Below are 12622 nucleotides of genomic sequence, written 5' to 3'. Positions count from 1 at the left end.
ACCATTATGCTCGAATTGCTTTACACCGCCCTTTTCTACCTTATTCAGCCTTTGATCTGGATACGGCTTTGGGTGCGCGGACGTAAGGCTCCGGCCTACCGTAAACGCTGGGGTGAACGTTACGGCTTTTACCGCCGTCCGCTAAAACCAGGCGGCATCATGCTTCATTCGGTTTCCGTGGGCGAAACGCTGGCAGCTATCCCATTAGTCCGCGCTCTACGACATCGTTACCCCGACTTGCCGATCACGGTTACCACCATGACGCCAACCGGTTCCGAGCGCGTACAATCCGCTTTTGGCCCTGACGTTCAGCATATTTATCTGCCATACGATTTACCGGATGCCCTAAACCGTTTCCTGAATAAAGTTGACCCCAAGCTGGTGTTAATTATGGAAACCGAGCTGTGGCCGAATCTGATCGCGGCACTGCATAAGCGCCATATTCCGCTGGTCATTGCCAATGCACGTCTTTCCGCTCGCTCAGCTGCTGGCTACGCTAAATTAGGTAAATTTGTAGGCAGGCTACTGCGCCGAATTACGTTGATTGCCGCCCAGAACGAAGAAGATGGCGCTCGTTTTATCACGCTTGGTGCCAGAAGCAATCAGGTCACCGTTACCGGTAGCCTGAAGTTTGATATTTCCGTCACGCCGCAGCTGGCCGCAAAAGCGATTACATTGCGTCGTCAATGGGCACCTCACCGCCCGGTATGGATTGCAACCAGCACGCACGACGGCGAAGAAAGCATTATCATTGCCGCCCATCAGGCGTTATTAAACCAGTTCCCTAATCTTTTACTGATTCTTGTACCCAGACATCCTGAACGGTTCCCGGATGCCATTAACCTCGTACGCCAGGCTGGGCTAAGCTATACGACACGTTCTTCGGGCGAAGTTCCGTCATCAGGAACCCAGGTCGTAATCGGCGACACAATGGGCGAGTTGATGTTGCTGTACGGCATTGCCGACCTTGCTTTTGTTGGCGGTTCGCTGGTTGAACGCGGTGGACACAACCCACTGGAAGCCGCGGCGCACGCCATTCCGGTACTGATGGGGCCACATACTTTTAATTTTAAAGATATTTGCGCCCGCCTCGAACAGGCAAGCGGATTGATCACCGTCACCGACGCAACTACGCTGGTGAAAGAGGTCTCTTCTTTACTGACCGATGCAGATTATCGTAATTTTTATGGCCGTCACGCAGTTGAAGTTCTGTATCAAAATCAGGGCGCGCTTCAGCGTCTGCTGCAGCTGCTGGAACCTTATCTGCCACCCAAAACGCATTGAGGCAAGTCATGCAAAAACGGGCGATTTATCCAGGAACCTTTGATCCCATTACTAACGGCCACATCGATATCGTGACACGAGCGACAAACATGTTCGATCACGTAATCCTGGCAATTGCCGCAAGTCCCAGTAAAAAACCGATGTTTACTCTGGAAGAGCGCGTTGAGCTGGCACAGCAGGCAACGGCGCATCTCGGTAATGTGGAGGTTCTGGGATTCAGCGACCTGATGGCAAACTTTGCCCGCGATAATCAGGCTAACATTCTGATCCGTGGCCTGCGTGCGGTAGCCGATTTTGAGTATGAAATGCAGCTGGCCCATATGAACCGTCATCTGATGCCACAACTGGAAAGCGTCTTTCTGATGCCGTCTAAAGAGTGGTCATTTATCTCATCGTCACTGGTGAAAGAAGTTGCCCGCCACCAGGGTGACGTAACGCACTTTCTGCCGGAAAACGTTCATCAGGCATTATTGAGTAAACTGAAGTAATGCGTCTGGCCGGATGAGGCATACGCTACGTCCGGCCGATAATGGTGTTATTTCTGACAGCGACGGCAATAAAACGTTGTGCGCTGAGCGTGTTTTGTCGCAATGATTGGCGCGCCGCATACGCGACAGGGTTCACCTTCTCTCCCATAGACCTGCAGCTCCTGGGCAAAATAGCCCGGCTTACCGTCACTTTGCAGAAAGTCCTTCAGCGTGGTCCCGCCCTGCTCGATAGAACGCAGCAAAACCGCCTTGATAACGCGCACCAGCAGTTCGCACTCATCCTGCGACAAAGATGACGCCAGACGGTCAGGATGGATACCAGCCGCAAACAGCGACTCGCTGGCATAGATGTTTCCCACCCCCACGACCAGCTTGTTATCCATCAGCCAGGGTTTAATCGCAGTTTTCTTCTTCGCACATTTCTGCTGCAGATAACCAGCATTGAAATCGTCGCTCAGCGGCTCAGGGCCAAGATGGGCGAGGACATTATGCCCATCCAGCTCTTTAGTCCACAGCCAGGCGCCAAAACGACGCGGATCGGTATAGCGCAGGACTTTGCCGTTACTCATCACTAAGTCGACGTGGTCATGTTTTTCTGCCGGAAGCTCTTCAGAAAGGATACGCAAACTACCCGACATCCCCAGGTGAATGATTACCCAGCCATCTGATAGCTCCAGCAGCAGGTATTTCGCGCGCCGCTGTACGCTCAGGACAGGTTTATCACTCAGACGATAGATTTCCTCTGATACTGGCCAACGCAAACGACCGTTACGCACAGTCGCGTGCATAATCGTTGCCCCCACCAGATGCGGCTCAATACCGCGGCGGCTGGTTTCGACTTCAGGTAATTCAGGCATAGTATCTCCGGCGGTGTATCAGGTCTCATTAATATGGGGACGGCCAGAAAACAAAAAACCCCGCCGAGGCAGGGTTTTTCTTTACATCAAAGCGGAAATTATTTGATTTTCGCTTCTTTGTATAAAACGTGCTGACGAACAACTGGATCGAACTTTTTCAGCTCCAGTTTTTCCGGCTTAGTACGTTTGTTCTTCGTGGTGGTATAGAAGTGACCAGTACCAGCAGAAGAAACCAGCTTGATTTTCTCACGAATACCTTTAGCCATGATTTATTTCCTCTTAGTACTTAGTACTTTTCGCCACGGGCACGCAGTTCAGACAGAACTGTTTCGATGCCTTTCTTATCAATAACACGCATACCTTTAGCAGATACACGCAGGGTGACAAAACGCTTCTCGCTCTCAACCCAAAAACGGTGAGAGTGCAGGTTAGGCAGGAAACGGCGTTTAGTCGCGTTCAGTGCGTGGGAACGGTTGTTACCGGTCACCGGACGCTTGCCAGTAACTTGGCAGACTCGGGACATGTCTATTCTCCAAAAATCAAATTAGCTCGAGCTTCGTATGGGGTATTGGCGCCTCGTCAGGCTTCTCAGCCCGGTTATCGCAGTTCAATACACTAAATCTTTCATCGTTGCCTCGTCATTGGACGCAACAAGAATGATTTTGCGTATTTGCGAACTCTCGATTGCCAGGCCCAAATGCCAAACCCGAGATTCTCAAAGGTGGCGTAGTATACGCTGAGTCAGCGATGTGCTCAAGTCCCGAACAGACAAAGATCCCGATGGATCGCGTAAAGTGCGTTAAATCCAACCGCGTTCCGCAAAAGAAACGTACTCTCCGCGCCCAATGACCAGATGATCAAGCACCCGGATATCCATGAACTGACAGCATTTCACAACACGCTCGGTGATGAGTTTATCTGCTTTGCTCGGCTCTGCACACCCCGAAGGGTGATTATGTGCAAGGATCACCGCAGAAGCATTCATTTTTATCGCTTCGCGGACAATTTCTCGCGGATGCACTTCAACGTGGCTTAGCGTTCCGGAAAAAAGTTTACGGTGTTTAATCACGCGATGTTGAGAATCCATAAAGATCACATAGAAGATCTCGCGTTCCTCTTGCGAAAGCTGGCTTTGCAGAAATTCACGCGCCATTTCCGGGCTAAGTATCGCACGCTCCTCTATCACCTGTACGTTGTAGTAGCGCCTTGCCAGCTCCACTATTCCCTTCAACTGTGCGTACTTCGCGATACCGATGCCCTGAACATAGCTGAAATCCATGTAATCAGCAGACAACAGGCCATACAACGAATCAAAATGCTGAAGCATCTCTTTCGCCAGCGTAAGCACATCTTTACCCAGTATCCCGGTGCGTAGAAAAAGAGCCAGTAGCTCTACGTCGGTCAGCGAACTGGCCCCCTGCGCCAACAGCTTTTCCCGAGGCATTATACGTCCTGTATTTTCCATGCTTTTCCCCTCCTTTCGCGTCCGCATAGTGGCATAACGCCAGCGGCGAATCGACGCTCTGTTTTCACTTCTTCGTAGAGCCTCGCAAACTGGAGCGCGGGCAAAAGCACGACACATTGCGGATTGTGATAAAATATCCGCCTTCTGGTGAAACCCAACAGGAAAGATCATGATGAGCCTGGCCGGTAAAAAAATCGTACTTGGCGTCAGTGGCGGGATTGCTGCGTACAAAACCCCTGAGCTGGTGCGTCGTTTACGGGAACGCGGCGCAGACGTCCGCGTGGCGATGACCGAAGCAGCAAAAGCGTTTATTACTCCTCTGAGCTTACAGGCGGTTTCGGGCTATCCCGTTTCCGACAGCCTGCTTGACCCCGCAGCCGAAGCCGCGATGGGCCACATTGAGCTGGGGAAATGGGCCGATTTGGTTATACTGGCCCCAGCGACGGCAGACCTGATTGCCCGCGTTGCCGCAGGTATGGCCAACGATCTGGTGTCTACGATCTGTCTGGCAACGCCAGCGCCTGTTGCCGTGCTGCCGGCTATGAACCAGCAGATGTTCCGCGCCGCCGCTACCCAACACAATCTGGGCATTCTTGCCTCGCGCGGTTTGCTCATTTGGGGCCCTGACAGCGGTAGTCAGGCATGTGGCGATGTCGGTCCTGGACGTATGCTGGATCCGTTAACAATTGTGGATATGGCGGCAGAACATTTTTCACCTGTCAAAGATCTGCAACATCTCAACATCATGATTACAGCAGGCCCGACGCGTGAACCGCTTGATCCCGTGCGTTATATTTCCAACCACAGCTCGGGGAAAATGGGATTTGCTATCGCGGCCGCTGCCGCAAAACGCGGGGCAAACGTCACGCTGGTATCAGGTCCGGTTTCGTTACCTACACCGCCTTTTGTCCAGCGCATTGATGTGATGACCGCGCTGGAAATGGAAGCCGCCGTGCAATCTGCGGTGCAACAACAGCATATTTTTATCGGCTGCGCCGCAGTCGCTGATTATCGCGCTGAAACAGTCGCCAGTGAAAAAATCAAAAAACAGGCAACGCAGGGTGATGAATTAACAGTAAAAATGGTTAAAAACCCGGACATCATCGCTGGTGTTGCCGCACTGGATGCTAATCGTCCTTTTGTCGTTGGGTTTGCCGCCGAAACAAATAATGTGGAAGAATATGCCCGGCAAAAACGCATCCGCAAAAACCTTGATGTGATCTGTGCGAACGACGTTTCGCTGTCCACTCAAGGATTTAACAGCGACAGCAACGCATTACACCTTTTTTGGCAGGATGGAGATAAAGTCTTACCGCTTGAGCGCAAAGAACTCCTGGGCCAATTATTACTCGACGAGATCGTGACCCGTTATGATGAAAAAAATCGACGTTAAGATTCTGGACCCGCGCGTAGGGCAACAATTTCCGCTCCCGACGTACGCCACTTCTGGTTCTGCCGGACTTGACCTGCGTGCCTGTCTTGATGACGCCGTAGAACTGGCGCCTGGCGCAACAACGCTGGTGCCAACCGGGTTAGCTATCCACATTGCCGATCCTTCTCTTGCGGCGGTGATGCTCCCGCGCTCCGGGCTGGGCCATAAGCACGGGATCGTACTGGGCAATCTGGTCGGTTTGATTGATTCCGACTACCAGGGCCAGCTGATGGTTTCAATCTGGAACCGTGGTCAGGACAACTTTACTATTGAACCGGGCGAACGTATCGCGCAGATGGTATTTGTACCGGTCGTCCAGGCTGAATTTAATTTGGTGGAAGAGTTTGAAGCCACCGATCGTGGCGAAGGTGGCTTCGGCCATTCCGGGCGCAAGTAACCCGCAGAAAAGTATCTCACAGCGTAATAACGCAATAACACACCGCAAACACCCGTTTGCGGTCGCTGTGTGGATGCCTGCCTGGCAAGAGCTTATTTTCAGGGGTATTTTGTAACATGGTAGAAAAGCAAACTGCGAAAAGGAATCGTCGCGAAGAAATACTTCAGTCTCTGGCACTGATGCTTGAGTCCAGCGATGGTAGCCAACGCATCACGACAGCTAAACTGGCGGCCTCTGTGGGCGTTTCCGAAGCGGCCTTGTATCGCCATTTTCCCAGCAAGACCCGCATGTTCGATAGCCTGATTGAGTTTATCGAAGATAGTCTGATTACCCGTATCAATCTGATTTTGAAAGATGAAAAGGACACTAACGCGCGATTGCGTCTGATCGTACTGCTGATTTTAGGGTTCGGTGAACGTAATCCTGGCCTGACGCGAATTCTGACCGGACACGCGTTGATGTTCGAGCAAGACCGTCTGCAAGGCCGTATTAACCAGCTTTTTGAGCGAATTGAGGCGCAGTTACGCCAGGTTCTGCGAGAAAAAAGAATGCGTGAAGGTGAAGGCTACACCGTGGATGAAACGCTGCTGGCCAGCCAGCTACTGGCTTTCTGCGAAGGTATGCTGTCCCGGTTTGTACGTAGCGAATTTAAATACCGCCCAACGGATGATTTCGACATCCGCTGGCCGTTGGTTGCCGCTCAATTGCAGTAACACCGTTGTTGGATGGCGACCTCGCCTATTTTGCCTACGAACCCCGCGGTGCGTAGGCTGGATAAGCGCAGCGCCATCCGGCAGTTCTTATACGCCGTACGCTTCGCGATACGCCCGTACTGCGGCCAAGTGTTCTGCCATTTCTGGTTTTTCTTCCAGATACGCAATCAGATCTTTCAGGGTAATGATAGAAATCACCTTGCAGCCATAATCGCGTTCCACTTCCTGAATCGCTGAAATCTCGCCGCGACCGCGTTCCTGACGATCGAGAGAAATCAGTACCCCCGCCAGCGTGGCACCGTTAGCCTGAATAATTTCCATCGACTCACGAATAGCCGTACCTGCGGTGATAACATCATCCACCAGCATTACACGCCCCTCAAGTGCGCTACCTACCAGATTACCGCCTTCACCGTGGGTCTTCGCCTCTTTACGGTTAAAGCAGTACGGCAAATCTTTATCGTGGTGTTCCGCCAGCGCAACAGCCGTGGTGGTCGCAATCGGGATACCTTTGTAGGCCGGACCAAACAGCAAATCGAACTCAATACCGGAATCCATCAGCGCTTCGGCATAAAAACGGCCTAACAGAGCCAGGCAGCGCCCGGTATTAAACAGCCCGGCGTTGAAGAAATAGGGGCTTTTACGCCCGGATTTCAGCGTAAACTCGCCAAACTTTAGTACCTGCTTGCTAAGCGCAAACTCAATAAACTGGCGCTGATACGGTTTCATGGATTCGCTCCTCATCTCACTTTATTACAGACAAAAAAAAGGCGACTCATCAGTCGCCTTTAAAATCAATTTTCTAACGCCGCCTTCTGCGTCGTTACAATGGATTCGATTCCCCCTCGGGCTAACGCCAGTAGGGTGAGAAGTTCTTCATGGCTGAACGGCTCGCCTTCTGCCGTGCCCTGCACCTCTATAATGCGTCCGTCTTCAGTCATCACCACGTTCATGTCGGTTTCTGCGGCAGAGTCTTCAACATATTCGAGGTCACAGAGCGCCTCACCGTTCACAATGCCCACGGAAACCGCGGCGACCATCCCTTTCATCGGGTTAGTTTTCAGTTTACCGCTCGCTACCAGCTTGTTCAGCGCATCAGCCAACGCCACACATGCGCCGGTAATTGATGCAGTGCGCGTACCGCCATCTGCCTGAATAACATCGCAGTCCAGCGTAATAGTGAATTCACCGAGCGTCTTCAGATCAACCGCGGCGCGCAGCGCACGAGCGATCAGACGCTGGATTTCCATGGTACGACCGCCCTGCTTACCTTTCGCCGCTTCTCGGGCGTTACGGGTGTGCGTGGCGCGTGGCAGCATTCCATATTCTGCGGTGATCCAGCCCTGGCCCTGACCTTTCAGAAAACGCGGTACGCCTTCATCAATAGAGGCGGTACACAGCACTTTGGTATCACCAAATTCGACCAGCACGGAGCCTTCAGCGTGTTTTGTATAATTACGGGTCAGGGTGACGGGACGCACCTGGTTGGCACTACGACCTGCTGGACGCATGATAAAATCTCCGGCTTGAAACGAATGTGGCTGCGCATTATACGGACTTCCGACTGTTATTCCTATCCTGACAAGACGTGGATGGCTATAATCCTCCCATCTCATCTTTAAAAACAGGAACGTCTATGATCCGCAGCATGACCGCCTACGCCCGGCGTGAAATCAAGGGTGAATGGGGTAGCGCTACCTGGGAAATGCGCTCGGTAAACCAGCGTTATCTGGAAACTTATTTTCGCCTGCCGGAACAGTTCCGTAGTCTTGAACCCGTTGTTCGCGAACGCATACGCACGCGTCTGACGCGCGGTAAAGTCGAGTGTACGCTGCGTTTTGAGCCTGATGTCAGCGCCCAGGGCGAGCTGATTCTAAATGAAAAGCTCGCTAAACAGCTCGTTAGCGCTGCTAACTGGGTCAAAATGCAGAGTGATGAAGGTGAAATTAACCCAGTTGATATCCTGCGCTGGCCAGGCGTAATGGCTGCCCAGGAGCAAGATCTGGACGCCATTGCCGCCGAGATCCTCGCCGCGCTTGACGGTACGCTGGATGACTTCATCGTCGCGCGTGAAACCGAAGGTCAGGCGCTGAAAGCGCTGATCGAGCAGCGTCTGGAAGGTGTCAGCACTGAAGTCACTAAAGTGCGTGCACATATGCCGGAAATTCTGCAATGGCAGCGTGAGCGTCTGGTAGCCAAACTGGAAGACGCCCAGGTGCAACTGGAGAATAACCGCCTTGAGCAAGAACTGGTGCTGATGGCGCAGCGCATCGATGTTGCAGAAGAGTTAGATCGTCTGGAAGCCCACGTCAAAGAAACCTACAACATTCTGAAGAAAAAAGAGGCTGTTGGCCGTCGTCTGGACTTCATGATGCAGGAATTCAACCGTGAGTCGAACACTCTGGCATCCAAGTCTATCAATGCCGAGGTGACTAATTCCGCAATTGAACTGAAGGTATTGATCGAGCAAATGCGCGAGCAAATTCAGAATATCGAGTAAACTCCATTCCACGTAGCCCCCCCATAAACGACGGGGCTACGTGTTTTTCCCAACACTTCGGTTGTGACCCATCCAGTTCGAATTATATTTTCTCATCATTTATTGTCACCATTCATAAAGTAAAGCGCATGCCATAACGCATTTACAGCAAAATCACATTAGCTGTAGTTATTAAAATCGCTTCACCTTAGAAAATCTCAATCGTGACAATGCGCACAAATCGTTAACCTTAGCCCCAGCAAATCAGGGGGAAGACATGCTGTTACACGTTTTATATTTAATTGGTATTACTGCCGAAGCCATGACCGGTGCGCTTGCGGCTGGGCGTCGCCGTATGGATACATTTGGCGTCATTATCATTGCCACCGCGACGGCCATTGGCGGCGGCTCGGTACGCGACATCCTTCTCGGCCACTATCCACTCGGCTGGGTAAAGCACCCTGAATACGTCATTATCGTGGCGACCGCTGCGGTACTCACCACCATTATTGCCCCCGTAATGCCCTATCTGCGTAAAATATTCCTCGTCCTGGATGCGCTGGGCCTGGTGGTCTTTTCTATTATTGGCGCCCAGGTGGCGCTGGATATGGGTCATGGACCGATTATTGCCGTGGTCGCTGCGGTCACTACCGGGGTCTTTGGTGGTGTATTACGTGACATGTTCTGCAAACGCATCCCGTTAGTATTCCAGAAAGAACTGTATGCCGGCGTTTCATTTGCCGCTGCTGTGCTGTATATCGTGCTACAACATTATGTCTCCAGCCACGATGTGGTGGTGATCTCTACCCTGCTCTTCGGCTTTACCGCCCGACTACTGGCCCTGCGCCTGAAGTTGGGGCTGCCGGTATTTTACTATCGCCATGAAGGCCATTAAGGCATAAAGCCCGTGATCCGCTGAGCAGCTAACCAGTTGCTCAGCGCTGTGATCTCTTTATCCTCCAGCCACTGAATAACCTGTCGTGCCCGTCGCTCCCCCATGAAAGGAAGTTGCCGCCAGCTTTGTTCACTGCGTTCCCGTAACTGCTGCCACGATCCATCCCGACTGGCATTCAACGTTGCCTGTGTTAACGGTATTCCCATGGCAATCACCCAGCGCGTAAATGGAAGACGGCGTGACAGATTGAACTGATGCCACAGCTTCCCCCCTTTGTTCACGCCAAATGTGGACTGTAGCTGCTCCTGCGTTAATCCAAGCCAGGAAAAGATATGTTCAAAGCGATACGTCTGATGTAGCTCCCGCCATCCCGCCTCGCCCATACCCTCCAGCCCTAACACATCTTTGGCCCCCAGCCAGACGAGCCTGGCAACAAACTGTTCCTGACACTCCGCTGTGGCATAAAAACAAGTTAGTGAATTGAAGCGCCCCTCAGGTGGTGCTGGCTTATTACGCTGGGTGCTGCGCCAGACCACCTCATCTATACGGGGAATCCCCTGTCCAGCCAGACTTATCAGAATCTGATCGCCAGGCGCAATATCCCATTCATTCCAGCGCCGTACTGAGCCAATATTGACGCGCTGCACCCGCTTATCATCCAGCATGACGGGGACCAGCAATGCAACCACCGCAATTTTTCCGCTTTTGCCAACGGAGAACTGAATACCTGTCACCTCAGATACCCTGGCCACGGGAGGATATTTCCACGCTGCCAGCCAGTCTCCCTGTCCGGGTAGCCAGTATTGCGCCCGCGGTTCTTTTCCCGTTCGCACCACCACACCATCCGTCACAAAAGGTAACGCTGAAGTCCACCACCTGGCGCGCGCCTGCTCGACGTCATCCGCACTCTTCACGGCCTGAGTATATCGTTGCGTGAAACTGAACCCGGCAGCAGTGAGTTGCTCAAGTCTTTCCGACATGGCAACTGGACCATCAGGCCAGGCCCAGATAAAAATAGCCAGCGAACGTAACATTTCCGGGTTGCTCTGGCGCATCATCATTCCAGCAACCTTTGAGCGGGCGTTCATTCCCCCTCTCTGCTGCTGAATATGCCCTTGTTGCTGCAAAAATATCTCCCCCTGCAACGTACTGTCAGAGAGCAGCCCGCTGGTAGTACGTGGAACGGAAGGGATCTGAAGAACCTTTTGCGTCCAGTCTTCGCCTTTCAGACCGTTACCACGGCTAATCGCCCGTATCAGATTTCCATTGCGATAAACCAGCGTGACCGCCACGCCATCCACCTTCGGCTGCACCCAGAGATCGCTACGAGCATGCATCCATTGTTGTAGCGCTTGCTTATCGGCAAGTTTTCGAACTCCCGTGTGGGGAACGGTGTGCGAGACGGTTCCACTTATTGGGGGCGCAGATAGATCTGGTGGGGCTTCATCGCCAAAACAGCGCTGCCACTGGATGAGCTGCGCATTGAGCTGGTCATAAACGGCGTCGTCTACGACACTTTCCCCTTGTTTCCAGTAACTGTCATTCCACTGTGTTATCTGCTGCTGTAGTCGTGAAATTTCCTCTTGTGCCCTGGCAGGCGACCAGACGGGGCATACCGCCCATGAGGGTAGATACCACATTAGCAAAACCAGCCCTATGCATTTCCATAATCCCATGCTATCTCCGCTGAACAGTACGTTTCCCGGCAGATATAACGCGAATTGAAATGGAAACAGAGCGGCAAAAACTCATCCTGCGCGCAACGTTCCTGACATTTGCACGAATTGCTGCAAATCGCGGATAAAACAGGAAACTGGTACGCAAAACGCAATAAACATGCGCAAAAAGTGTGACAAGGGCTACGTCACATAGCGGCTACGTGTATAATAAGCCCGTATGTAGGCTCTCTTTCGACAATCACATACATTAAGATACTCATGGCTCAAGGCACGCTTTATATTGTTTCTGCCCCCAGTGGCGCGGGTAAATCCAGCCTGATTCAGGCTTTATTAAAGACCCAACCGTTGTATGACACCCAGGTTTCTGTTTCGCACACCACGCGCGCACCGCGCCCGGGGGAAGTGCACGGTGAACACTATTTTTTTGTGAACCATGACGAATTCAGAACCATGATTGGCAGAGACGCGTTCCTGGAACACGCTGAGGTTTTCGGTAATTACTACGGCACCTCGCGTGAGGCCATTGAGCAAGTGTTAGCATCCGGCGTAGACGTCTTTTTAGATATCGACTGGCAAGGTGCGCAGCAGATTCGTCAAAAAATGCCGCATGCGCGCAGTATTTTTATTTTGCCGCCATCTAAGATTGAGCTGGATCGCCGTCTTCGTGGCCGCGGTCAGGATAGCGAAGACGTGATCGCAAAACGTATGGCGCAAGCTGTTGCAGAAATGAGCCATTACGCCGAATATGATTATCTTATTGTGAATGATGATTTCGATACCGCCTTGGGCGATTTGAAAACTATCATTCGCGCCGAACGTCTGCGCATGAGCCGCCAAAAGCAGCGTCATGACGCTTTAATCAGCAAACTGTTGGCAGACTGAACCCACATTCAGTATCATGCCCAGTCATTTCTTCACCTGTGGAGCATTTTA

At 52.1% G+C, this 12622-nt stretch carries 15 protein-coding genes; 8 read left to right on the top strand and 7 right to left on the bottom strand.

What is annotated here, in order from left to right; translation table 11 throughout:
• The first annotated feature begins 6 nt into the window (after positions 1–6).
• On the top strand, positions 7–1284 hold the full coding sequence (waaA, locus tag HV352_RS00460) for a lipid IV(A) 3-deoxy-D-manno-octulosonic acid transferase (protein WP_131347192.1): 1278 nt from the start codon (positions 7–9) through the stop codon (positions 1282–1284).
• 8 nt (positions 1285–1292) lie between these two features.
• Positions 1293–1772 (top strand): pantetheine-phosphate adenylyltransferase, encoded by a 480-nt coding sequence (gene coaD / locus HV352_RS00455; RefSeq protein ID WP_181635123.1) that lies wholly within the window; start codon positions 1293–1295, stop codon positions 1770–1772.
• A gap of 47 nt (positions 1773–1819) precedes the next feature.
• On the opposite strand, the gene mutM is transcribed toward coaD, so the two are convergent.
• The 4 genes from mutM to radC form a co-directional block, all read right to left on the bottom strand.
• Complete coding sequence (mutM, locus tag HV352_RS00450; protein ID WP_019078041.1) at positions 1820–2629, bottom strand: bifunctional DNA-formamidopyrimidine glycosylase/DNA-(apurinic or apyrimidinic site) lyase; 810 nt, start codon at positions 2627–2629, stop codon at positions 1820–1822.
• 98 nt (positions 2630–2727) lie between these two features.
• Entirely contained in the window at positions 2728–2895 is a 168-nt protein-coding gene (gene rpmG, locus HV352_RS00445; RefSeq protein WP_003024094.1) for a 50S ribosomal protein L33, read from the bottom strand.
• A 20-nt stretch (positions 2896–2915) separates the two neighbouring features.
• Positions 2916–3152 (bottom strand): 50S ribosomal protein L28, encoded by a 237-nt coding sequence (rpmB, locus tag HV352_RS00440; RefSeq protein WP_003024071.1) that lies wholly within the window; start codon positions 3150–3152, stop codon positions 2916–2918.
• A 276-nt stretch (positions 3153–3428) separates the two neighbouring features.
• Positions 3429–4094, bottom strand: a complete 666-nt coding sequence (radC, locus tag HV352_RS00435) for a DNA repair protein RadC (RefSeq protein WP_016154986.1) — start codon at positions 4092–4094, stop codon at positions 3429–3431.
• A gap of 172 nt (positions 4095–4266) precedes the next feature.
• On the opposite strand from radC, the gene coaBC reads away from it, so the two are divergent.
• The 3 genes from coaBC (at position 4267) to slmA (ending at position 6636) form a co-directional block, all read left to right on the top strand.
• Positions 4267–5487: a bifunctional phosphopantothenoylcysteine decarboxylase/phosphopantothenate--cysteine ligase CoaBC gene (coaBC, locus tag HV352_RS00430; RefSeq protein ID WP_181635465.1), complete on the top strand. Its 1221-nt coding sequence runs from the start codon at positions 4267–4269 to the stop codon at positions 5485–5487.
• Positions 5465–5923: a dUTP diphosphatase gene (gene dut, locus HV352_RS00425; protein ID WP_016154988.1), complete on the top strand. Its 459-nt coding sequence runs from the start codon at positions 5465–5467 to the stop codon at positions 5921–5923. The genes coaBC and dut overlap by 23 nt, the downstream gene beginning before the upstream one ends.
• Before the next feature lie 116 nt (positions 5924–6039).
• The gene (slmA, locus tag HV352_RS00420; RefSeq protein WP_016154989.1) at positions 6040–6636 is read left to right on the top strand and encodes a nucleoid occlusion factor SlmA; all 597 of its coding nucleotides are present in this window, start codon (positions 6040–6042) and stop codon (positions 6634–6636) included.
• An 87-nt stretch (positions 6637–6723) separates the two neighbouring features.
• Here slmA and pyrE read toward each other — a convergent pair whose 3' ends face one another.
• The gene (pyrE, locus tag HV352_RS00415) at positions 6724–7365 is read right to left on the bottom strand and encodes an orotate phosphoribosyltransferase (protein WP_016157763.1); all 642 of its coding nucleotides are present in this window, start codon (positions 7363–7365) and stop codon (positions 6724–6726) included.
• Between the two features lie 65 nt (positions 7366–7430).
• Positions 7431–8147, bottom strand: coding sequence for a ribonuclease PH (gene rph / locus HV352_RS00410; protein ID WP_016154991.1), 717 nt, complete (start codon positions 8145–8147; stop codon positions 7431–7433).
• A 125-nt stretch (positions 8148–8272) separates the two neighbouring features.
• Here rph and HV352_RS00405 point away from each other — a divergent pair, with 125 nt between their 5' ends.
• Together HV352_RS00405 and HV352_RS00400 are read left to right on the top strand one after the other, a co-directional pair.
• Entirely contained in the window at positions 8273–9136 is an 864-nt protein-coding gene (locus HV352_RS00405; protein ID WP_046275765.1) for a YicC/YloC family endoribonuclease, read from the top strand.
• Positions 9137–9392: 256 nt separating this feature from the next.
• Positions 9393–10010, top strand: coding sequence for a trimeric intracellular cation channel family protein (locus tag HV352_RS00400; protein ID WP_003024049.1), 618 nt, complete (start codon positions 9393–9395; stop codon positions 10008–10010).
• Here HV352_RS00400 and ligB read toward each other — a convergent pair.
• Positions 10007–11686: an NAD-dependent DNA ligase LigB gene (ligB, locus tag HV352_RS00395; protein ID WP_046275766.1), complete on the bottom strand. Its 1680-nt coding sequence runs from the start codon at positions 11684–11686 to the stop codon at positions 10007–10009. The genes HV352_RS00400 and ligB overlap by 4 nt on opposite strands.
• A gap of 261 nt (positions 11687–11947) precedes the next feature.
• Here ligB and gmk point away from each other — a divergent pair, with 261 nt between their 5' ends.
• On the top strand, positions 11948–12571 hold the full coding sequence (gmk, locus tag HV352_RS00390) for a guanylate kinase (protein WP_016155006.1): 624 nt from the start codon (positions 11948–11950) through the stop codon (positions 12569–12571).
• The last annotated feature ends 51 nt before the right edge of the window (positions 12572–12622 follow it).

The sequence above is a fragment of the Citrobacter sp. RHBSTW-01044 genome (assembly GCF_013781945.1).
GTDB lineage: Bacteria > Pseudomonadota > Gammaproteobacteria > Enterobacterales > Enterobacteriaceae > Citrobacter > Citrobacter braakii.
The sequence above is the reverse complement of the archived record's forward strand: the minus strand, read 5'-3'. Positions and strand labels throughout refer to the sequence as shown.

Bases quoted from the DNA above. Each gene is read 5' to 3' on its own strand.
- waaA (WP_131347192.1), top strand. From the start codon at position 7: ATGCTCGAATTGCTTTACACCGCCCTTTTCTACCTTATTCAGCCTTTG.
- coaD (WP_181635123.1), top strand. From the start codon at position 1,293: ATGCAAAAACGGGCGATTTATCCAGGAACCTTTGATCCCATTACTAAC.
- mutM (WP_019078041.1), bottom strand. From the start codon at position 2,629: ATGCCTGAATTACCTGAAGTCGAAACCAGCCGCCGCGGTATTGAGCCG.
- rpmG (WP_003024094.1), bottom strand. From the start codon at position 2,895: ATGGCTAAAGGTATTCGTGAGAAAATCAAGCTGGTTTCTTCTGCTGGT.
- rpmB (WP_003024071.1), bottom strand. From the start codon at position 3,152: ATGTCCCGAGTCTGCCAAGTTACTGGCAAGCGTCCGGTGACCGGTAAC.
- radC (WP_016154986.1), bottom strand. From the start codon at position 4,094: ATGGAAAATACAGGACGTATAATGCCTCGGGAAAAGCTGTTGGCGCAG.
- coaBC (WP_181635465.1), top strand. From the start codon at position 4,267: ATGAGCCTGGCCGGTAAAAAAATCGTACTTGGCGTCAGTGGCGGGATT.
- dut (WP_016154988.1), top strand. From the start codon at position 5,465: ATGATGAAAAAAATCGACGTTAAGATTCTGGACCCGCGCGTAGGGCAA.
- slmA (WP_016154989.1), top strand. From the start codon at position 6,040: ATGGTAGAAAAGCAAACTGCGAAAAGGAATCGTCGCGAAGAAATACTT.
- pyrE (WP_016157763.1), bottom strand. From the start codon at position 7,365: ATGAAACCGTATCAGCGCCAGTTTATTGAGTTTGCGCTTAGCAAGCAG.
- rph (WP_016154991.1), bottom strand. From the start codon at position 8,147: ATGCGTCCAGCAGGTCGTAGTGCCAACCAGGTGCGTCCCGTCACCCTG.
- HV352_RS00405 (WP_046275765.1), top strand. From the start codon at position 8,273: ATGATCCGCAGCATGACCGCCTACGCCCGGCGTGAAATCAAGGGTGAA.
- HV352_RS00400 (WP_003024049.1), top strand. From the start codon at position 9,393: ATGCTGTTACACGTTTTATATTTAATTGGTATTACTGCCGAAGCCATG.
- ligB (WP_046275766.1), bottom strand. From the start codon at position 11,686: ATGGGATTATGGAAATGCATAGGGCTGGTTTTGCTAATGTGGTATCTA.
- gmk (WP_016155006.1), top strand. From the start codon at position 11,948: ATGGCTCAAGGCACGCTTTATATTGTTTCTGCCCCCAGTGGCGCGGGT.